The sequence below is a fragment of the Phytopseudomonas argentinensis genome (assembly GCF_900113905.1).
Taxonomy (GTDB): Bacteria; Pseudomonadota; Gammaproteobacteria; order Pseudomonadales; family Pseudomonadaceae; genus Aquipseudomonas; species Aquipseudomonas argentinensis.
Map to the genome: position 1 here is coordinate 191,814 of NZ_FORC01000003.1, position 20,665 is coordinate 212,478.

The 20,665-nt window shown below is 66.4% G+C and carries 15 protein-coding genes; 4 read left to right on the forward strand and 11 right to left on the reverse strand.

Going from position 1 to position 20,665, the window contains the following annotated elements:
- Window positions 1-84: 84 nt before the first annotated feature.
- The 11 genes from BM154_RS15420 to tagH form a co-directional block, all read right to left on the reverse strand.
- Window positions 85-1,785, reverse strand: a complete 1,701-nt coding sequence (locus BM154_RS15420) for a formylglycine-generating enzyme family protein (RefSeq protein WP_074885857.1) — start codon at window positions 1,783-1,785, stop codon at window positions 85-87.
- Complete coding sequence (locus tag BM154_RS15425) at window positions 1,778-2,974, reverse strand: FtsX-like permease family protein (protein WP_074885860.1); 1,197 nt, start codon at window positions 2,972-2,974, stop codon at window positions 1,778-1,780. The genes BM154_RS15420 and BM154_RS15425 overlap by 8 nt, the downstream gene beginning before the upstream one ends.
- Window positions 2,974-3,690 carry an ABC transporter ATP-binding protein gene (locus tag BM154_RS15430; RefSeq protein ID WP_074885863.1) on the reverse strand — a complete coding sequence of 239 codons (717 nt, stop codon included), beginning with the start codon at window positions 3,688-3,690 and terminating at the stop codon, window positions 2,974-2,976. The genes BM154_RS15425 and BM154_RS15430 overlap by 1 nt, the downstream gene beginning before the upstream one ends.
- Window positions 3,690-6,719, reverse strand: a complete 3,030-nt coding sequence (locus BM154_RS15435; protein ID WP_074885866.1) for a serine/threonine-protein kinase — start codon at window positions 6,717-6,719, stop codon at window positions 3,690-3,692. The genes BM154_RS15430 and BM154_RS15435 overlap by 1 nt, the downstream gene beginning before the upstream one ends.
- A gap of 83 nt (window positions 6,720-6,802) precedes the next feature.
- On the reverse strand, window positions 6,803-7,531 hold the full coding sequence (locus tag BM154_RS15440) for a PP2C family protein-serine/threonine phosphatase (RefSeq protein ID WP_074885869.1): 729 nt from the start codon (window positions 7,529-7,531) through the stop codon (window positions 6,803-6,805).
- Window positions 7,528-8,187: a type VI secretion system-associated protein TagF gene (tagF, locus tag BM154_RS15445; protein ID WP_074885872.1), complete on the reverse strand. Its 660-nt coding sequence runs from the start codon at window positions 8,185-8,187 to the stop codon at window positions 7,528-7,530. Before tagF ends, BM154_RS15440 begins: the two co-directional genes overlap by 4 nt.
- Window positions 8,184-11,702 (reverse strand): type VI secretion system membrane subunit TssM, encoded by a 3,519-nt coding sequence (gene tssM / locus BM154_RS15450; RefSeq protein WP_074885874.1) that lies wholly within the window; start codon window positions 11,700-11,702, stop codon window positions 8,184-8,186. The genes tagF and tssM overlap by 4 nt, the downstream gene beginning before the upstream one ends.
- On the reverse strand, window positions 11,699-13,048 hold the full coding sequence (locus tag BM154_RS15455) for a DotU family type VI secretion system protein (RefSeq protein ID WP_074885877.1): 1,350 nt from the start codon (window positions 13,046-13,048) through the stop codon (window positions 11,699-11,701). The genes tssM and BM154_RS15455 overlap by 4 nt, the downstream gene beginning before the upstream one ends.
- A 6-nt stretch (window positions 13,049-13,054) precedes the next feature.
- A complete protein-coding gene (gene tssK, locus BM154_RS15460) occupies window positions 13,055-14,389 on the reverse strand; it encodes a type VI secretion system baseplate subunit TssK (protein WP_074885881.1) in 1,335 nt (444 codons plus the stop codon).
- Window positions 14,390-14,403: 14 nt separating this feature from the next.
- Complete coding sequence (gene tssJ, locus BM154_RS15465; protein ID WP_074885884.1) at window positions 14,404-14,871, reverse strand: type VI secretion system lipoprotein TssJ; 468 nt, start codon at window positions 14,869-14,871, stop codon at window positions 14,404-14,406.
- A 55-nt stretch (window positions 14,872-14,926) separates the two neighbouring features.
- Entirely contained in the window at window positions 14,927-16,507 is a 1,581-nt protein-coding gene (gene tagH / locus BM154_RS15470) for a type VI secretion system-associated FHA domain protein TagH (protein WP_074885887.1), read from the reverse strand.
- A gap of 353 nt (window positions 16,508-16,860) precedes the next feature.
- On the opposite strand from tagH, the gene tssA reads away from it, so the two are divergent.
- From tssA to BM154_RS15490, 4 genes are all read left to right on the forward strand, one after another.
- On the forward strand, window positions 16,861-17,898 hold the full coding sequence (gene tssA / locus BM154_RS15475; RefSeq protein ID WP_074885890.1) for a type VI secretion system protein TssA: 1,038 nt from the start codon (window positions 16,861-16,863) through the stop codon (window positions 17,896-17,898).
- Between the two features lie 87 nt (window positions 17,899-17,985).
- Window positions 17,986-18,504, forward strand: coding sequence for a type VI secretion system contractile sheath small subunit (gene tssB / locus BM154_RS15480; RefSeq protein ID WP_073263152.1), 519 nt, complete (start codon window positions 17,986-17,988; stop codon window positions 18,502-18,504).
- A 12-nt stretch (window positions 18,505-18,516) separates the two neighbouring features.
- A complete protein-coding gene (gene tssC / locus BM154_RS15485) occupies window positions 18,517-20,010 on the forward strand; it encodes a type VI secretion system contractile sheath large subunit (protein WP_027904019.1) in 1,494 nt (497 codons plus the stop codon).
- A gap of 73 nt (window positions 20,011-20,083) precedes the next feature.
- Window positions 20,084-20,572: an Hcp family type VI secretion system effector gene (locus BM154_RS15490; protein WP_074885894.1), complete on the forward strand. Its 489-nt coding sequence runs from the start codon at window positions 20,084-20,086 to the stop codon at window positions 20,570-20,572.
- Window positions 20,573-20,665: the final 93 nt, after the last annotated feature.

Below are 20,665 nucleotides of genomic sequence, written 5' to 3' on the forward strand. Positions count from 1 at the left end.
GTTTTCACGGCGACAGCCGTGGAGTTGCCACATCGACACCGGCCGCTCGCCAGTGCCTGAATCCGTAACGGCTGGGCGACCCGATCAGGGTGCCAGCAATTGCTTGAGAATCACATCCGCATCAGCCTTGCGGTTCTTGCGGTATTCACCCACGTGGCGCACGAACAGCGTAGCTCGGGTTACCAGGCTCTTGCCCAGTACCGGTTTGCGCGCCAGCTCTTCCTTGGTGCGCTGGAACTGCGCCTGGATAACCGCGTTGCTGTAGCGCGTGCCGTTGGCCAGGTTGTCGATGTAGATCGCCAGCGCACCGTCCAGCGCGCTCTGCCCATTGGCCATGGCCGCTTCGAACAGTTTCGCCGAGGCTTCGTCCTTCGCGCTGCGAGCCTCATCACGGCTCTTGCGAAGATTGGTCAGGCGAATGTTGTAATTGTTGATCGTTTCGGCCACCAGGGCGGCCGACTGGATCAGGTTGCCGGCGGCATCCTCACGCTGCTTGGCGATCAGCGAGACGCTGCGCTTGAGCTCCTCGTTGACGATCGCCAGGCGGTCGCGCAGTTGCGGATCGTCGCTGTTGGCAATCAGCCCATCGAGCAGTTTGGTGGCGTCCTGGTCTTCGTCGATCTCATCGGTAAGCGTGCTGACTCGTCCTTCGTCCTTCCATTGCGCAAACAGTTCCTTGTATCGCGAACGGGGCGCCGACAGCGCGCCAATCGACACGCGAAAACCGGTGGTTTCGTTGCGCTGCTCGGTGCCATCAGCGCCGAACAACGGGTACTCGCGGCGCATGCCGGTGAACAGGGTCATCTCCCCTTCCAGATAATTGCCGCCCTTGACCACGAAGCCGCCGTAGGTGCCCTGGCGGCGCCCGGCATGCACCAGCTGGAAGGACTCCTGGACCATCTCCGCGGCATTGCCGATGACATCGAACAGGCCGACCGGGTTGGGCTTCTTCAGGCCGATGGGCAATAAGCGCGCGTTCTGCCCGGTGCCGCCGGCAACCTGGTTGAACACCGCCCAGTCGCCCAGCGGGCCGTCGCTGTCACTGCCCTCGACAGGCCGAGGAAACAGCCGTGCTTCGAGTTGCTGGCGGCTCACCGCGTGGCCGCCGCGGGCGGCGTATTCCCATTCCACTTCGGTGGGCAGGCGCACGAAGGCCTGGCCGCCGTCCTCACCCTTGCCGCTGCGCCCGCTGATCGGCAACAGGTCGCGATGGTGCTTCAGCAGCCAGGCGCTATACACCGCAGCGAAACGCTCGGCGTCGAACCGCGACAGGTTGACCTTGGGCAGCCGCCCGGCCATTCCGGCGGGCGCCTCGCAGGCCGGTGGTTCGCCTTCGCCGGCCAGGGACGGTGCCTGAGCCATCACCAGATCGTACTGGCGCTGGGTCACCTCGTACTTGCCGATGAAGTACAGCATCGGCTTGAGCGGGGTCACGCCGTCGGCCTTGGGCAGCTCGCCACGCACCTTGGCCTGCCAGTCCTTGGACAGGTCACTGAGGGTGAACTGGCCGTTGATGTAGTCGCGCCGGTAGCCGGAAATGAACGACTGCTGGTAACCCGGCTCGCCTTCGCTGAAGGGGTAGCCGAGGGTGACCTCGTGGTCGTCCAGCGATCCCTTGGCCAGCACGTAGACATGCCGGAATACCATTTGCCCATCACAGGGCAGCGGCAGGCTGACGTCACCCTCGAGCGGCTTGGGGTTGTAGAGCGGATCGGCATCGGGCTCGGCCCAGGCAGCACCGGCCAGGCATGAGAGAACCAGGGTGGCGCTGAGCACCTTATACATGACGCAATCCTTCCGAGGCTTCCAGATGAGCCGCCCGCCAGCCACCGGCAGCGGCAGCGAGCACGCAGCACAGCAAAGTGGCCAATGCCGCCAACAGATAATGGGAAAACAATAGTCGACAAGCATATTCGCCGGACGCCGACTGGAACAACAGGTTCAGCCCGCTGGCGGCCAGGCCGTACAGCAGCGCCGAGAGCAACAGGCTGGCGATGCCGGTATAGAGTGCCTGCAGCACCACGAAGGCGACCAGCGCCACGGCCGGGAACCCCAGCAGGCGCAAGACCGCCAGCTCATGCCGCTTGCGCGCCACCGCGCCCAGGGTGCCGGCGGCCAGCGCGGCGAAAGCGCCAGCCAGGGACAGACAGGCCACCGACCAGAACACCCATGCCAGGTTGCGGCTCAGCGCCCGCACCTGAGCGACGGCCTCGGCCTGGGTGGCGACCGCCTGGTGCGACTGCTGGAAATACTGGCGAAGGCTTTCCACCCCCTCCAGATCACGGGCGTAGAGGCGGAAACTCGGGTAGACCCGCTCGCGCTGCACCTCGGGCCGTTCGCCCGGCCAGCCGAAGGCAGGCACCGCCAGGCCGTCGCGATAATCTTCGGCGGCCTCCAGCAGGCTCAGGGAGGCAAACAGCGCGTCCCGGGAAAAGGCCGTCACCGGCAGCACCGCCTGCACCCGCAGGCTGGCCTGGGCCACTTGCGGCTGGCCGCCCACCCGGCGGCCGAAGCCGGCCTGCAGCACGTCACCGGCCGCCACGCCGAGCTTTTCCGCCGCACTCTGGCTGAGCAATACGGCATGGATATCCGCTGGCGCTGGCCGGCCATCGAGCAGCGGATCGCCGTCCGCGGTCGGCAGCATTTCCACGCTGAGCATCTGCGCAGGGCCCTGCAGGTCGGCGGTCGCGGCGATCTGCCGGGTACGCGGAATCACGAAACCGACATCCTCGCGCAGGGCCAGCGCCTCGATGCTTTTCAGGCTGTAGCGGGCGCCACCCAAGGGGATGATCTCGCGCACCGCGGGATCACGCTCCAGGCGCTCGGTCAGCGTGGTGACCAGGCCGAACTTGAGGCCGAACAGCACCAGCAACGGCGCGATGACCGCCGCCAGGGCAAGGATCGCGCACCAGGACAGCCGCGCGTCGCAGCGATAATCCTGCCAGGCCAGACGGGCGAACAGCGCCAGGCGCATCAACCGTGCTCCGTCAGGCGCGCGGTGACCAGACCGTCGCGCTGCTGCTCGACTTGCAACTGCATGGCGGTCAGGCCGTAACGCTCAGCCAGTGCCCGATCATGGGTGGAGATCACCAGGCACAGATCACGGGCCGCCGCCTGCTCCACCAGCAGCTGCATCACCCGCTCGGCGTTCAACGGATCAAGGGAAGCGGTCGGCTCGTCGGCCAGCACGATGGCCGGGCGATGGGCCAGAGCGCGAGCGATGCTCACGCGCTGGCGCTGCCCGACCGACAGGCGCCCCGGCAGGCGGTCGAGCAGATCGGCGATGCCCAATTGCTCGGCCAGTTGCTCGACCACACCCGCAACGGGCAGGCCTAGCAACTCGCGGGGCAGCTGGATGTTGCCGCGCACGCTCAGAAAGCCGAGCAGCCCGCCGGTCTGCAATACGTAGCCAAAGGCTTGGGCACGCAGCGCGGCCAGCTCGTCATGCCTGCCTTGTTGCCACAGCGCGGCAAGATCGAGGCACTGTCCGCCGTCGTCCCAGCGCTGGACGCCGCCGGGGTCGGGCGACAGCACCAGCGCCAGCAAATCGAGCAGCGTGCTCTTGCCGCTGCCACTGGCACCGATCAGGGCGATGCGGCGCCCGGCGCGCAGCTGCAGCGCCGGGATTTCCAGGCGATAGCGCTGCCCGTCGGCGCCGCGGGTCTTGCTGATCGCCTCGAGGCTGAGCATCAGGGCAACGTCGACAACGGCACGCGATACAGCGCGTCGCCGGGAGCGGCGTCGCCGAAGCGTACCCAGTTGGCCGTGTCGTTGTGGAAGGTTTCGTAGAGGCGGATCTTGGAGTCCAGCTCGTCGATGAAGTCTTCCTGTTCGGCGACGCTGAGCGACAGCCACAGGTCCTGGCTCATGTTCAGCACCTTGCTGCGGTACGGCAGGCCGTCCAGGTACTCGCCGAGCACGCCGCTCTGCGCCAGGTTGCCGCCCTTGACCAGGGCCGAGGGGTCGCGGCTCATGTGCGCACTGGCGCTGGCGATTTCCTGGAAGAAGTCCTTGGGCGAACTCTGCGTGCGCCGCGCCGCGTCGACCACCATGCGCAGCGACTGCTGCAGGTCGTTGAGCTGCAGCTTGGTGAGCAGCACGCAGACCTGGAAGGCCGGCAGGGCCGGGTCGGTAATGTCGCGGTCGCTGGTCCAGGCGGTGACCAACTGGGGCGCGCGGGCCTGGCTCTGGTGGCCGAGGAAGTCCATGTGCATGGCGTAGCCGACCGCCGCCGACTTGTCGGCGATGCTCGCGCCACCCTTGGGTTCGGGCAGGCTGCTATCGGTACGCACCTGATGCACCAGGTCGGCGAAGGCACTGCCGATCTGCGAGACGCTCTGCCCGAAGGCATTCACGTCACCACCGGCCACCGGCACGTAGAGGTCGCCGATACGCGGGTTGGGGTCGGCGGTCAGGCTGCGGTACTGCTGCTCGGCGAAGCCATGGTTGCGCTTGCCGGCCGGGGTTTTCAGGTGCAGGGCGTAGATCTTGATCTGCTTGCGCAGGGCCGCCTCGCGCACTTCGGCCTCGTTCATCTGGGTCAGGCCCAGCGGGTCGCTCTTGCGCAGCGCACCGGCATCACTGACCAGCAGGATCAGGCGGCCGCCATAGCCATTCCAGTCCATGCCGTCGACGGCCTGCATGACACCGGCAAAGGCGTCTTCGTTGAAGTCGTGACTGGACACATCGGTGGCCTTGATCTGCTGCGCCAGCTGCAGGAAGCGCTCGGGGTCGCGGCCCTGCTCCAGACTCACCAGGGTCTTGGCGGTGTATTCCAGGCCCGGGGTCTTGCTGGTGTTGCTGCGGAAACCGACCATGCCGAAGCTGACGCTGTCCAGGTCGCCCCGCGCGGAGATCTGCCCCTGCAGCTCGTGCACCACATCGCGCACGCGGTCGATGTAGGGCTGCATCGATACCGAGGTATCGACCACCAGCACGATGGCCGTTTTGAAGCCTTCCGGCATCGCCGCAGGCGCACTGTCGGGCTGGGCTTGCGGGGCACTGCCCGGATCGATGGAGGCGACGTTGAGCAGCTGCAGCGGCTGGCCGTTGGCGTCGAAGGTTTCCTCGGAGTCGAAGATCGGCAACAGGTAGAACTGGTCCTGGGGTACGGCGCTGCCGCCCGGCTCGACCGCCACCACGTTATGGCCGGTGCCCTTGAGCGCCTCGCGCAGGGCTTCGCGGGCGCGCGCCGGCTCGGCCAGCAGCTGCTCCAGGGCGGAGGCATCACGCACGAACATCACCGGCGCACGACCGGAGCGCTCGGTGAACTTGAGCACCAGACTCTGTTTCCAGTCGCTCACCGCATTGGCCGGCAGCCAGCCATCACGACGGCCATCGGTGGAGGCGCCGATCTGCAGCCAGGGCTGGCCGTCGATGTCCTGGCGGGCGTAGACGTAGAACACCGAGAACGCCGGCATGTCCTTGCCACCGCTGCCGCCAGCCGCATCTGCTAGCTTGGCGCCCGGCTTGGTCAGTACGCGCTGGAACAGGGTCTTCTTGCCGGCCATCAGCAGTGGGCGATCACCGCCGTCGCTGTCGGCCGCCGCCGAGATGGGCCCGGCCTCGCCACTGGGCTGGGCCTGGGACTGCGATTGGCTCTGGGCCGGCTGGCCGGCCACCGGCGGCGCAGCAGTTCCCGTTGCATCCGAGCCGAACAGCCAGTAGCCGCAACCTGCCAGCAACAGCACGCCCGCCAGCGAGGCGCCGAGGATCAGCGGCTTCCTGCTGGAGCCTGCATTGCCCTGGCGTACAGAAGATGCCAGCGGCGAGGGCTGCGGCCGTGGCGCCGCCGTGGATTCGGCGGCAGGCGCCAGGGTCGGAATCTCCACGGAAACCGGAGCCAGCGGGGGCACACTGGCTTCGCTTGGCGCATCCCCGCCCGCAGGCAGCACCAGCGGCTGGAACAGGGTGGCGTCGTCAGCCGGCGCCTGCAGGCGATCCAGGGCGGCGATCAGCTCGGCGGCGTCGGCGAAGCGCTCCTTGGGATCCTTGGCCAGCAGGCGCTCGAGAATCGGCTGGTAGCGGCCATGCACCATGGGCAATGCCGGCAGCGGCTCGGTCAGGTGCGCCAGCGCCGTGGACAGCGAATCGCTGCCGGTATAGGGCAGCTTGCCGGTGAGAATTTCATAGAGCACCACGCCCAGGGCGTAGAGGTCGGCGCGACCATCGATGTCCAGCCCGCGGGCCTGCTCGGGGCTCATGTAGCTGGGCGTGCCAACGGCGAAACCGGCCTGGGTGAACTGGGTGCGGTCATCCAGCGCCTTGGCGATACCGAAGTCGCTGAGCACCGCGGTGCCGTCGGCGCGGAACAGGATGTTGGCCGGCTTCACATCGCGGTGCACCATGCCTTGCGCGTGGGCATAGCCCAGGGCCGAGGCGATCTGGCGGATCCACAACAGCCCCTGGTCGATGCTCAGGCCAGCGGCGATGCGCTCCTTGAGCGTGCCGTTGGGCAGGTATTCCATGGCCATGTAGTAGAGGCTGCCAACATTGCCGATGTCGTGGATGGTCACGGTGTTGGGATGCGACAGCCGCGCCAGGGTCTTGCCCTCGCGCAGGAAGCGTTCGCAGAAGGTCGGGTCGGCCGCCAGGGAGGCGGCCATCACCTTGAGCGCCACCTTGCGGTCGAGGGAACGCTGGGTCGCCAGGTAGACCACGGCCATCGCGCCATCGCCCAGCTCGCGTTCGATGTCGTAACCCGGTATTTGCATGTCCATGCTATTCGGTCTTCCGAGGCCAGCCCGGGAATCCCGGGCGCAGCAGCTGTCTGGATGGTGAGTGGAGCAGACGCCGTGGCGGCCTAACCGGCCTTGATCACCACGGCGGTAATATTATCCGGCGCGCCCCGGGTCAAGCCAAGGTGCACCAGGCTACGCACCACCTGGTAAGGGTCTTCGTGACCCAGCACTTCACGCAATTCGTGATCTTCGACCGTCTTGTTCAGGCCGTCACTGCAGAGCAGGAAGGTGTCGCCGGGACGCACATCCAGCCTGGTGGTTTCCAGTTCCAGCTCATCCTGCACGCCGAGGGCGCGGGTGACGATGTTGCCCATCGGGTGGCTGCGCGCCGCCTCGTCGTCGAGCAGGCCGCTGTCGACCAGCTCCTGCACGTAGCTGTGGTCACGGCTGATCGGCTGCAGGTCGCCATTGCGCAGCCGGTACAGGCGGCTGTCACCGGCCCACAGGCACAGCGCTTCGTCGCCCCGTGCAGCCAGCACCACCACGGTGCTGCCCATGGTCGCGCCGCCGCGCTTCTGCGCCTCGACGCGCACCTGCCCGTTGACCTGATCCAGGGTGTCGATGATCGCCCCGCGGTAGGTGTCGAGCACCGCGCTGGGCGGCAGGGCGCGCAGGCTGTCGATGATCAGGCTGCTGACGAAGTCGCCGCTGGCATGCCCGCCCATACCGTCGGCGACGGCCCACAGGCCATTTTCCGGGGCGTCCAGGCAGGCGTCCTCATTGATTTTGCGCACCATGCCGACATGGGTATGGCTGGCCGACCGGTAGCGGGTGACGGTCGACGGGGTCATGGCTGACCTCCCGCAGACTCGCTGAGCAACCTGCAGAACGCCTCGGCCGGCGGCAACCCGGCGAAGCGCACCAGCCCCGGCGCCACGCGCTCGGAACCATTGCCCCACCACAGGCTGGCGCCACTGCAGGTCTGCTGCATCAGGGCCAGACCGCGGCCCTGGGGGTTGTCCACAGACCAGATAGCGGCGCCGCTGGCATCCCAGCGCGGCCCGTTGCAGGTCGCCAATTGCGGGCTGCCCAGGGCTTCGACGCCGCGCTCGAACGCGTCGGCGTCGGCCTCCTCCGCCAGCGTCGACAGCAGCAGCCCTTCGGCGCGCTCGAACCAATCGTCAGTACCGCTGACCAGTTGGCCGATATCGGTATCCGCCGGCAACGGCAACGCGATGGTCAGCGGAAAATAGCGCCCTACCCGGTCGACGCTGGGCATCATCACCCCGCACGCCGGCTCCGTGCCGAGCAGGCCGGGCGCCACGGCAAAGCGCCACAGCGGGCTGACCAGGTAGGCGTCCAGCCAGGCCTCGCCAAGGGTCTGCTGGCTGGCTGCCAGCCCCGCCGCCAGCCAGTTATCCCAGGCCTCGACAAACGCCGGACTCAAACCGCGATGAATGAAATCTCCCCGTACGGCCAGTTTGCCGTAGAAACCTGGTGTGCTCACAAACGCTCCGGCAGGCTGAAACCGCTCACCACCTGGCGGCGGAATGGATTGAAGGCGCTGCTGGCGCGCAGCTCGCTGGAAATACTCGCGTTGTCCACGCGCATGCGCAGGGTGAAGCGATCCGGCGAGTTGCCCTGGGCCAGGTCCGACTGATCGAGCAGGCGGAACCAGGCCCACGGACCTTCCAGGGTGATGCCAGAGCGGCCAGTGACCGACGCCGGCGAAATGTTCAGGCGCACCACACCCGTGCCATTGGCGCTCGGCCACTGCATGGCGACCGGGCGCGCCGGGCCATGGTCGTAAGTGAACTGCTGGCCGTCGAGATCGAGCTGGAATTGCTCGATGCTGGAGTCCATCGCCACCGGGCGCAGCTCGAAGCGCACCATCGGTTGGGTACCGCCGGAGCGGAAGAAGGCCTCGCGGATGCTCGCCGCACGCTGGAAAGTCTGCAGCACGCCACTGCCAATGCCGAGCTTTTGCGCGGCACCCGGCTGCCAGCGCCAGGTGCTGGCCGAGGTGTCCACGTAGGGTTGCAGGTAGCGCCGGAAATAACTGTCGAGCACCCCGCCCTGGCCGAAAAAGTGACCGAAGTCGTCCAGGGTCGCGTCGCGGCTGCTGCCGCGATCCAGCGGATAGCGTCCAGCCAGGGACTGACGATAGACGCTGACCACTTCGCTCATCCAGGCCGCGTTGAGCTGGTTGCGGATGCCACCCATCATGGTGCCGGTGGTCGAGCCGACCACCGACTTGAGGAAGCCCTGCACCACTGGTGGCTGGCGCTCAGCGCTCAGGCGCACCTGATCGGCGGCGGCGGTGGTCTGGTTGCGCGACTCGCCCAGCAGCGCATCGCCACTGGCGCCGCTCATGGCGCTAACCTGCACGTACAGCGCGTTGAGATCCTGCAGCAGCGCATCGATGGCCGGCGGCTGGCCTTCGGCATCCTCGACCAGGCTGTTGAGTTCGGCGAAATGCGCGGTGATCGGGTCCATCTCGGTGGCCAGCACCTGGGCTGCGCCCTCTTCCGACTGCCCCACCAGCGAGCCGAGCTGCTGCTTGAGGCGATCGACGGTGTCACCGCCACGCTCCTTGAGCTTCTCGGCGACCAGGCGCTCTTCCTTCTGCAGGTCGGTTTCCTTGGCCACCGCCTGCAGCAGTTTTTTCAGCGGCGACGTCGGGCCCGACAGCACGCGCAGCACATCCGCAGCCTGGGCCACGCTGGTCACCGGCACGAAGTCGATATCGGCGAGCAGCGCATCCCACTGGCGCATGTAGTCCTGCACGTAGAGACGGCGCACCTCCAGGGCCAGGGCCGCGGCGTTCTGCCCGTCGTCCAGGCTGCGACCAAGCACCCACTGCTCCTCGGCCAGCGTACCGGCCTGGCTGACACTGCCGACCAGGAACGCCTCGCGGTAACCACGCTGGGTGTAGAAGCCACTGAGCGGCTCGTTCAGCGGCTTGCCGCTCTTGCGGGTGAACACCAGCGCGGCATCACGCCCCGCAGCGTCGCTGATACGGAAGTCCGGGATGCCGTCGGGCAGCTTCTGGCGCTTGACCCGGTCATAGGCGCGCTGGGCCACGGACAGGCGCTGCAGCTGGCGGCGCACGTCCTCGATCAGCTGCTCGTCAAGGCGTACCACCGGCGGCTGGCGGTCATACAGCGCTGCCAGGTGCGCGTTGAGCGCTTCACGCTGTTCGGGCAACAGATCGCGCGGCAGGCTGCGGTCCCAATCCAGGGCGATCCAGGCCTTGATGAAGTCGGCGTCGTAGCGTTCGGCCTCACCGAGCATCAGGTAGGCCTTGAGCCCTTCGTAGAGGAAGTCCGAATTGCCGCCGGCACGCAGTTGCTCTTCCAGGCGCGCCAGCACCCGCGGCGCCATGACGGCGATCAGCAGCTTGCGGTAGACACTGGAGGCTTCGCTGTCGAGCATGTCGCCCTGGTACAGGCCGAAACCTTCGGCCCAGCCTGGCGCATCACCACTGACATTGCGGATGGCGTTGAGCAGCGGCTGCACCGCCAGCACTTCGCGCTGCGCCGGGCTGAGCGCCTGCAGCTCGCCACGCAGCGGCTGCACGCGGGCATCCACGGCGGCGATATAGGCCTGGTTGGCGCGGAAGCTGGCGAACCACACCGCTGCGGTGCCGAGCACCAGCACCACGGTCGCGGCGATCACCCCGCGGGCCAGCCAGCGCTTCTGCCGCTCGACCTTGGGGTTGGCGCCGACCAGGCCGCGCTCGCCGAATACCACGTCACGCAGCAGCCGCTCGATGAAGTAGCTGCGCCCGGTGCCGGTCTGGCGGGCCAGGTGCTGGCGGTCCAGGCTCATGCTCTGCGCCATGGCGCCGATCAGCCGGTCGATCGGGCTGCCTTCCTGGGTGCCGCTGGTCAGGTACACACCGCGCAGCAGCACCCGCTCCTCGTAGGGGTTGGGCTTGAACACGCCGTCGAGAAAGCCCGCCAGCGCTTCACGCAGCGCCGCGAACTGTTGCGGGAAGCCGTAGATCAGATCACGGCGCGCCGGATCGCGCTCCTGCTGCAGGCGCTCGACCAGGCGCTCGTTGAGGCGCGCTTCCAGGGCATCGAACTCGCTGCGAAATACCTGCAACGGGCCCTCGGCGCTCTTGCCGTCATCCAGGCTGAAGGTCATGCCCCAGACCTGGGCGCGCTCTTCCTTGCTCAGGCCCTCAAAGAACTCCATGAAGCCGGGCACCAGGTCCAGCTTGGTGAGCATCACGTACACCGGGAAGCGTACGCCAAGCTGGGTATACAGCTCCTGCACCCGGGAGCGGATGGCCACCGCATGGGCCGCCCGCTCGCCTTCACTGCCGAGCAGCAGGTCGGAGAGACTGATGGCCACGAAGGCGCCATCGATAGGCCGGCGCGAGCGCTGCTTCTTGAGCAGGTCGAGAAAGCCCAGCCAGGCGGCCTTGTCGACCGCCGCATGGCTGTCCTGGGTGGTATAGCGACCGGCGGTGTCGAGCAGCACCGCTTCGTCAGCGAACCACCAGTCGCAGTTGCGCGTACCACCCACGCCACGCACGGCGCCGGCACCCATCTGCTCGGCGAGGGGGAAACGCAGCCCGGAGTTGGCCAGCGCGGTGGTCTTGCCGGAACCGGGCGGGCCGATGATCACGTACCACGGCAATTCGTAGAGGTTGCGCCGCTCACCGCCGCCGAGCTTGGCGCGCTTGAGCAGGCCCAGGGCCTCATCCATGCGCTGGCGCAGGGTGGCCAGCTCCTCGGCGGTGGCCACACTGGTGGGGTCCGGCGCCACTTCCACCAGGCCCTGCATGACCCTGGCGGCATTACGCCGTGCCTGGATGATGCGCATCAGCCGCCAGGCCGCCCACAGGGCGAACAGCAGGATGATCAGCGTCCAGCGCACCGTGCTGCCGGCCAGCGGTTCGAAACCGCCGATGGCGATCAACGGGCCAACGAACCAGATCACCAATGCCAGCGCGATCAGGCCCAATACCGGCATGACCCAACGGGCCATGAAACCGAAAAACGCCTTCACTCGACGCCCTCCGCAAAGACTGTGATTTCGACCCGGCGGTTACGCGCGCGGCCCTCTGCCGTATCGTTCGACGCCACCGCCTCGGTGTCGCTACGCCCCTCGGCGCGGAAACGCGCGGGTTGGCCGGTCTTGGCCGCCAGCACGTCCATCACCTGCTGGGCCCGGTCCTGGGACAGCTTCCAGTTGGACGGATAGCGCAGCGTGGCGATTGGCCGGTTGTCGCTGTGCCCCGTGACCAGCACCTGACCGTTGACCTTGCGAATCGCCTCGGCGATGCGCAGCAGCAGCGGCTGGAAGTCATCGGCAATGGTTGCACTGCCGGAGGCGAACAACTGGTCACCGCGGATGGTCACCACGGAGCGGTCGACAGCGTCTTCCACGGCGACCTTCTGCGCGCGGATTTCCTCGGCCAGAAAGCCTGCCAGGCGTGGGCGCTCGACGATCCGTGGCTGCTGCGCCGGGCGGTCGATGGTCTGCACAGGCACGTCGCCCAGGGCGTGCAGGTTGCGGAACACCGGCTCGGCTTCGGCTGCCAATTTCATGCGCAAGCCGAACAGCAGCAACAGCAGGATCGCCAGGCCGATGGCCACCGCCACCCAGGGCGGCAGGAACTGGCGCAGGCGATCACGGGCAACCACCAGGCCGCGCCAATGCGGCGACAATTCGCGCTCGATCTCGCCGCGGGTACTACGGATGGTCGCCGCCACTCGCTCACGCAGGGCGTCGAGCTGGCTGCGGCCGTCCTGCATGACCCGGTAGCGACCTTCCATGCCGAGGCTGATGCACAGGTACAAAAGCTCCATCAGGTTGAGGCGCTGGCGCGGGTTCTGCAGGCAGTGATCGAGCAGCTGAAAGACCTTCTCGCCGCCCCAGGCTTCGTTGTGCAGGGTGATCAGCAGACTCTGCTTGCTCCAGTCGCTGGCGCTACCCCAGGGCGTGCTGAGCACGGCTTCGTCCAGGGCGGTACAGAGTACGTAGCGCGCCAGCATCACTTCGTCCTGAGCGACACCGGCGGCGCGGGCCTTGTCCTCGAACTGGCGCAGGTAGCCGAGCAACTGGGCGCGCAGGCTGGCCGGCGCGGGATGGGCAATGGTGCTGCGCAGGCGCGTTAGCAGCGCCAGCATTGGTCCGGCCGCGGCTTCGATAGGGTTCAGGCCCAGGCCACGGGCCGCCAGCGGCGGCGCGCTGGGCATCGCCGGCGGCGGTGAGCCGGCATGCGCCGGGCGCGCGGGCTCGGCAGCACGGCCACCGGGGCGCGGCATGATCATGGTGCGGTCGTTGCTCGCCGGGTCGCTGCCCTTGCCGGGCTGGCCGGGCAAGGCGCCAAATGGATCGTCGATGGTCATCGCGCGTCAGCCTCGGATGGCCCAGAAGGCCAGGTTCAGGCCCGGGAACTGGCCTGCAATATGGAAAGCGAAACCGCCGGAATGGATCAGCTGCTTCCAGTGGTCGCTGCCCCGGTCCAGTTCGAAATAGTTGGAGCCGGCGTGGTACGGCAGCTGGCGCGGCGCCACCGGCAGCGGCAGCAGGCCGATGCCCGGCAGTTGCAGGTTGACCAGGTCGCGGATGTGCTCGACCGAGCCGATCTTGGCCTGCTGTGGAAAATGCCCACGCAGGCTCTCACCCGGCACGTCGGCACGCACCACGAGGATGAAACTGGCCGAGTCGAGCAGCGACTTGTCGGCGAGCATCGCCACGTGCACGCCGTAGGATTTCTCGACGATAGGGATGGGGATCGCCCGGCTGTCGATGACCATCGACAGCGCCTGACGCAGCGCCAGCATCACCGGCGCGAAGGTGGTGGTCAGGTCGTCGTGCTCGTACACCGGGTACTCGCCCGGGCGCCGTTCTGCCGCGGTAAAGGTGGCGAACTCACCGGCCAGCGCCACCAGCTCGCGGTACAGCACCTCCGGGTGCAACGGCGTGATGCGCGCCAGATGGGCGACCAGCGGCTGGGCGCGGTTGACCAGCTGCAGCAGCAGGAAATCGGCGATTTCCGAGGCACCACCTGCGCCGGAAGCCACCACTCGCCCGGCCAGGGCCTCACCACGCTGGTGCAGCAGGCCGAGCAGCTCGTTGCGAAACCCGGACAAGGGCCGCGAGGCACTGACATCGAGCAGCGGCGGGATGTAGCTGTCGTCGAGCAACAGGCTGCGGTCTTCGCGTTTCTCAACCACGCGCACCACACCGATGGCCGCGTGTTCGTCGAGGCCGTCGCGCTCGGTGATCAGGCGCAATGCCAGGGAGCCGATCGCCACGGGCGCGCGGCTTTCCAGCGAGGAATTGTCGTCACGCACTTCATGCACGCTGCTTTCGTAGCGCGCCGAACCCAGGCTTTCGCCCGCTTCCACGGTGTCCCGGATCCCCGCACGGCGCAGCGGCAGCGCCAGGTAGACGACGCCGTCGCGCAGGTTCTCGTCGATATTCAGCGGCGCTGGCGCGGCATCGTTCTCGGGAATGTTGAAGGGTGTGCCGTCCGGCAGCAGGCCGCGCGCCGAGAGGATCGCCAGCTTGCCTTGGGCCAGCAATGCACTGTCCACCAGCAACTGGGAAAAGCCCCAGGCACCAGGCTGCACGGCATGGCTACGGCTTTCCACCAGGGTTTCGATGTAGCGATCCTGCTGCTGGAAGTGCTGCGGCCGCAGGAACATCCCCTCCGACCAAACCACACGATTGTTCCAGGACATGAACGGGTCTCCAGTCACTCAAGAGGGGTCAGCGGCGCGGCGCTGATGGCATAGGCGTCCAGCTGCAGGCGCAGGGCGCTTGCCTGATGGGCAGGAATTTCGATGACCTGGCGCCAGATCGAACGGTCGAGGGCGCGATAGGCCACCACCACGCCGAGGTGGCGAGTGGCATCATCGAGGGTCAGCGATTTGCGCTGGGTTTCGCCGGGGCGCACCACGAAACGCTCGGTTTCGATCAGCTCGCCGGCCAGGGTGGCGTCGGCGCGGTCGACCAGGGAAAAGAAGTCGGCACGGGAAAAGGTCGAGGCATTGCGCAGCTGGTAGACCTGTACCCAGACCGGCGACGCGGTGCCGGCAGGCGCCGGGTTGAGGTCGCGGCTGGCCTGCAACTCCAGTTGGACGGTGGTGGGAGCTGGCTCCCCGGGGCCCGACGCACAGGCACCTAGCAACAGAAAGACCAACAGTGTCAGAATCCTTGGCATAACGCTTCCTCGATGGTTACCGCTGGCCCGCCACGACGCGGCGGGCCACAGGGCCTCAACGGCCCCTCAATCTCGTAATGTGTTCTTCGTAGGCACGGCTGAACTCACGACCGAACAGCTCCTGGAAACCGTCTTCGGCCTCCTGGGAAATGGTCGCGTACAGCTCGGTGAACAGCTCCCAGTAATGGGCGCGCCGGCCATTGGGCAACAGCGCCGAGAGCCCGCTCGGCTTGTTCAGACGCCCCTCCAGCTCGCGCGGTTCAAAGCGTGCGAGCAAATACTTGATGGCCGCCTGCACCCCGGCCATCAGCGCCAGCTGATGGGCCCGCAGGTCATCGAAGCTCTCGCCCACTGCCTGGTCCGGCGGCATGAATGCCTGGTTGTCGTGGCGCAGCAGCATCAACAACGCTTCGTCGACATTGGGGGCGAACTTCAGCGGGTTGTTCTGGATCGGCTGAATCATGGTCTGCGCCATGCGGAACTCGCCCTTGAGGCTGGCGCGGGCGCGCAGCACGTCGATCAACCCCTCGACCATCAGCCGGTAACTGCGGCCAATGGCCTCCATCTGCGCCGCGGCCGCGGCACGATCCAGGCGCAGGTGCTGCAGGCCGGCGCCACGCAGAAAGGCCTCCATCAGCTCACCATCGTCAACGGCAGTCGGCGCTGCAGGTGCAGGTGCAGGTGCAGGTGCAGGTGCAGGTGCAGGTGCAGGTGCAGGTGCAGGTGCAGGCTGGGGTTTCGCCACCGGCTCGGCAACAGGCGGCGGTTGAAGCGGCTGTACCGTCGGTTGCTCCACAGCGAACGCGGGAATTTCCACCGCTGGCATCGGCGCCAGGTCGGCAAAAGGATCCGGGATCGGCGCAGCCTCGGCTTGCGGCGGTTCGGCGAAAGGGTCAGGAGCCTGCAGCGCCTCCACCCTGGGCGGCGCGGCAAAGGGATCGGGAATCGGGGCAGGAACCGGCGCTGCCTGCAAGTCGGCGAACGGATCCCAGTCTGCCGGGATCACCGAGGCCGGCGCTGCTTCAGGCACCACCGCAGGTGCAGGCTGCGTCGGACGAGGCGGTCGGAAGTCATGCTGCTGCGCCGGCACGTGATCGGCAACCGACGGCGCCACGGCAGGCGGCGGGCTGAGAAAATCGAACAGATCCGGCTTGGTGTCGAATGGTGAATCGCGGCGCGGCGCCGGCGCGGCGGGAGCGGGATTGACCGGCGGCATCTCCAGCGGCTGGGCACTGCGGCTGAGCAGCGCCTCGAAACTGTTGAACGGGTCGTCGGCCATACCGGATGCTGGCGAAGCAGAAGGCGCAACGCTGATGCCACTAATCTGCACGCGAATCTCGTACTCGCCGATCTTCAGCACCTCACCATCTTCCAGCGGTTCGCTGCTGCCACGGCGCAGGCGCGTGCCGGCATTCTGCAGGATCACGCCGTTGGTGCTGGTGTCGGTGATGTAGTAGATACCGTCGCGATACTGGATCACGCAGTGCTGGCTGGACACCAGGCGCTCGGGGTCAGGCAGTACCCAGTCGTTGCCGGCGCTACGCCCGATTTTCAGCTCACCCCGATCGAGCTCGACCTCGGCACGTTGCCCGGGCGTCAGCTTGTGATAGGTGGTGATGACCAGACGCAGCGGCATTGCGGCTCCTTGCAGTGCGGTAAAAAGACCATGCTCTTCGAGCGATGTCGATATGCCAAACGCCCTATTTTTTGCCCTTGGCCGATAGGGTTCAATGCCCAGACGGGCATATATCTCTAAACGGTTGTGAGTCACTGCACAGAAGACGCAAATACTGTGCATCGCGACAGTTTCTACCGCCTAGGCCTCGCTTGACAATGATCTGAGCGCACTCGGAGAATGGCCGCGGCTAGCAGCGGACCCCGCGCCAGTAGTGGCACTTAGCCTTATCGCGCCACGAACTCTGGTTGCAGGGAAGCCCGCCAACAAGGATTCATTTCGATTTTTCAGGCCTGACATGGAGAGCACCTGACGTGGTGGATGTGTCGCACTTGCTCAATGCGGTATCCGACGACAACCCGTGCGGGGACGACCTCGAATACGATGCCGACTTCCTCGAACTGGAACGCCTGGCGATCGGCCAGCCGGAACGCCAGATGGGCCAGTCGGTCATCGCCGCCGAACCGCCGGACTGGCGCCAGGTGCGCGAGCGCGCCAGCGAGCTGTTCGCACGCAGCAAGGACCTGCGCCTGGCCAGCCTCTACCTGCAGAGCGCCATCGCCCTCGACGGTCTGAACGGGCTGGCCCAGGGCCTGATCCTGGTACGCGAGCTGCTCACCCAGTACTGGGAAGGCGTCTACCCGCAGCTCGACGCCGACGATGACAACGACCCGACCATCCGCATCAACGCGCTCAATGCCCTGAGCGCCGAGCCGGTGATCGTGCTGCTGCGCGAGGCGAGCATCACCCGCTCCCGCGCCTTTGGCGCCGTGAGCATTCGCGCCGCCCTGAACGCCGCCGACCTGCAGCGCTTCTCCAGCGAAACCCTGTCGCCCGAGCAACTGCGCGGTGCGTTTCTCGACGCCGACGCCGAGCTGCTCGACAGCACCCGCGTCGCACTCGACGAAGCGGCCGCCGCGCTGGCCGATATCGAAGGGCTGCTCAGCGAGCGGGTCGGCTCGGCGCAAAGCGCCAACCTGGAATCGCTCAAGCAGGTACTGCGCCACGCCCGGCAGATTTTCAATGACCAGGCGCCGGCAGCCAACGACGACTCGCAATATGGCGACGTTACAGTCCCGTACAGCGAGCCCGCCGACAGCGACGCGAGCACGCAGCCGGTAGCCCGTCAGGCGCCCGCCGCACCGGGTCGTATCGCCAGTCGTGACGACGTGCTGCGCACCCTCGATCGCCTGCTCGAATATTACGCCCAGCACGAACCTTCCAGCCCGGTTCCGGTCTTACTGACGCGCGCGCAGAAGCTGGTCACCGCGGATTTCGCGGAAATCGTGCGCAACCTGATTCCCGACGGTATGTCGCAGTTCGAAAACCTGCGTGGCCCCGAATACGACTAACGTGCGGCGGATATTCAGGGAAGCCCCACGCACACAGCTACCGGCCATTGGCCGCAGAAGCCAGTGCCCATGCACAGGAGGAGCAACATGAGCAACACCACCAGCAGCCAAAAATTCATCGCGCGCAACCGCGCCCCACGGGTGCAAATCGAGTACGACGTAGAGCTGTACGGCGCCGAGAAAAAGGTGCAGTTGCCCTTCGTCATGGGCGTGATGGCCGACCTCGCCGGCAAGCCTGCCGAGCCCCAGGCCGCCGTTGCCGACCGCAAGTTCCTGGAAATCGACGCCGACAACTTCGACTCGCGCCTCAAGGCCATGAAGCCGCGCGCGGCCTTCCACGTGCCCAACGCGCTGACCGGTGAAGGCAACCTGAGCCTGGACATCACCTTCGAGAGCATGGACGACTTCAGCCCGGCGGCCATCGCCCGCAAGGTCGACTCGCTCAACCAGCTGCTCGAAGCCCGTACTCAGCTCGCCAACCTGCTGACCTACATGGATGGCAAGACCGGTGCCGAAGAGCTGATCATCAAGGCGATCAAGGATCCGGCCCTGCTGCAGGCCCTGGCCAGCGCACCCAAGCCCCAAGACAACGAGCCGCAAGCCTAAGAGGACGCCCCGATGAGCCAACAGACCCAGGCGTCCGAACAGTCGCTCGCCACCTCCGAACAGACCAGCGAATTCGCCTCGCTGCTGCTGCAGGAATTCAAGCCCAAGACCGAGCGCGCCCGTGAAGCGGTGGAAACCGCGGTGCGCACCCTGGCCGAACATGCCCTGAGCAAGACCGACCTGATCTCCGACGACGCCATCAAGTCGGTCGAATCGATCATCGCCGCGATCGACGCCAAGCTCACCGCCCAGGTCAACCTGATCATGCACCACCCGGACTTCCAGCAGCTGGAAAGCGCCTGGCGTGGCCTGCACTACCTGGTCAACAACACCGAGACCGATGAGCAGCTGAAGATTCGCGTGCTCAACATCTCCAAGCCGGAACTGCACAAGACCCTGAAGAAATTCAAGGGTACCGCCTGGGATCAGAGCCCGATCTTCAAGAAGCTCTACGAAGAAGAATACGGCCAGTTCGGGGGCGAACCCTACGGCTGCCTGGTGGGCGACTACTACTTCGACCAGTCGCCTCCGGACGTGGAACTGCTCGGCGAGATCGCCAAGATCTCCGCGGCCATGCACTCGCCGTTCATTTCCGCGGCCTCGCCGACGGTCATGGGCATGGGTTCCTGGCAGGAGCTGTCCAACCCGCGCGACCTGACCAAGATCTTCACCACGCCCGAGTACGCCGGCTGGCGCTCGCTGCGTGACTCCGAGGATTCGCGATATATTGGGCTGACCATGCCGCGCTTCCTGGCGCGCCAGCCCTACGGGGCGAAGACCGATCCGGTCGAAGAGTTCGCCTTCGAGGAAGAAACCGACGGCGCCGACAGCAGCAAGTACACCTGGGCCAACTCGGCGTACGCCATGGCGGTCAACATCAACCGCTCGTTCAAGCTCTACGGCTGGTGCTCGCGCATCCGCGGCGTGGAGTCGGGCGGTGAAGTGCCGAACCTGCCGGCGCACACCTTCCCCACCGACGACGGTGGCGTGGACATGAAGTGCCCGACCGAGATCGCCATCTCCGATCGCCGCGAAGCGGAACTGGCGAAGAACGGTTTCATGCCGCTGCTGCACAAGAAGAACACCGACCTGGCTGCTTTCATCGGCGCCCAGTCGCTGCACAAGCCGGCTGAATACGACGACCCGGACGCCACCGCCAACGCCAACCTGGCTGCGCGCTTGCCGTACCTGTTCGCCACCTGCCGCTTCGCGCATTACCTGAAGTGCATCGTGCGCGACAAGATCGGCTCGTTCAAAGAGCGCGACGAGATGCAGCGCTGGTTGCAGGACTGGATCCTTAACTACGTCGACGGTGATCCGGCGCACTCCACCGAAACTACCAAGGCTCAGCACCCGCTGGCCGAAGCGGAAGTGGTGGTCGAGGAAATCGAGGGCAACCCCGGTTATTACAGCTCCAAGTTCTATCTGCGCCCGCACTACCAGCTCGAAGGGCTGACCGTGTCGCTGCGCCTGGTATCCAAACTGCCTTCGGCCAAGGGGGCCTGAGGCTCGTCACTGTGGCGCCCGCTTTCGCGGGCGTAGCTGAAACAGAGTGGCAAAAGCCACGAAAGGAGAAATGATGGCTGTTGATATGTTCATCAAGATTGGCGACGTCAAAGGCGAGTCCAAGGACAAGACCCATGGCGACGAAATCGACGTGCTGGCCTGGAGCTGGGGCATGAGCCAATCCGGCTCGATGCATGTAGGCGGTGGCGGCGGTGCCGGCAAGGTCAACATTCAGGATCTGTCGCTGACCAAGTACGTCGACAAGTCCAGCCCCAACCTGATGATGGCCTGCTCCAGCGGCAAGCATTATCCGGAAGCCAAGCTGACCATCCGCAAGGCCGGTGGCGACTCTCAGGTCGAGTACCTGATCATCACCCTCAAGGAAGTACTGGTATCGTCCATCAGCACCGGCGGTAGCGGTGGCGAAGATCGCCTGACGGAAAACGTCACCCTGAACTTCGCTCAGGTGCTGGTCGACTATCAGCCGCAGAAAGCCGACGGCGCCAAAGACGGCGGCCCGGTCAAGTACGGCTGGAATATCCGCCAGAACGTCAAGGTGTAAACATCCGCTCGATGTTTGGGCACACGGCGATGCCCGGCACTACGCCGGGCATCGCCGGTTTTGATCAGAACGAATTTTTCGCTGGCGCGTCGC

What these genes read in the sequence shown, in the direction of transcription:
- BM154_RS15430 (WP_074885863.1), bottom strand. Translation starts at nt 3,690, where the DNA reads ATGCTCAGCCTCGAGGCGATCAGCAAGACCCGCGGCGCCGACGGGCAG.
- tssK (WP_074885881.1), bottom strand. Translation starts at nt 14,389, where the DNA reads ATGTCCTGGAACAATCGTGTGGTTTGGTCGGAGGGGATGTTCCTGCGG.
- BM154_RS15455 (WP_074885877.1), bottom strand. Translation starts at nt 13,048, where the DNA reads ATGACCATCGACGATCCATTTGGCGCCTTGCCCGGCCAGCCCGGCAAG.
- BM154_RS15435 (WP_074885866.1), bottom strand. Translation starts at nt 6,719, where the DNA reads ATGGACATGCAAATACCGGGTTACGACATCGAACGCGAGCTGGGCGAT.
- BM154_RS15440 (WP_074885869.1), bottom strand. Translation starts at nt 7,531, where the DNA reads ATGACCCCGTCGACCGTCACCCGCTACCGGTCGGCCAGCCATACCCAT.
- tssC (WP_027904019.1), top strand. Translation starts at nt 18,517, where the DNA reads ATGAGCCAACAGACCCAGGCGTCCGAACAGTCGCTCGCCACCTCCGAA.
- BM154_RS15420 (WP_074885857.1), bottom strand. Translation starts at nt 1,785, where the DNA reads ATGTATAAGGTGCTCAGCGCCACCCTGGTTCTCTCATGCCTGGCCGGT.
- tagH (WP_074885887.1), bottom strand. Translation starts at nt 16,507, where the DNA reads ATGCCGCTGCGTCTGGTCATCACCACCTATCACAAGCTGACGCCCGGG.
- tssB (WP_073263152.1), top strand. Translation starts at nt 17,986, where the DNA reads ATGAGCAACACCACCAGCAGCCAAAAATTCATCGCGCGCAACCGCGCC.
- tssJ (WP_074885884.1), bottom strand. Translation starts at nt 14,871, where the DNA reads ATGCCAAGGATTCTGACACTGTTGGTCTTTCTGTTGCTAGGTGCCTGT.
- BM154_RS15425 (WP_074885860.1), bottom strand. Translation starts at nt 2,974, where the DNA reads ATGCGCCTGGCGCTGTTCGCCCGTCTGGCCTGGCAGGATTATCGCTGC.
- BM154_RS15490 (WP_074885894.1), top strand. Translation starts at nt 20,084, where the DNA reads ATGGCTGTTGATATGTTCATCAAGATTGGCGACGTCAAAGGCGAGTCC.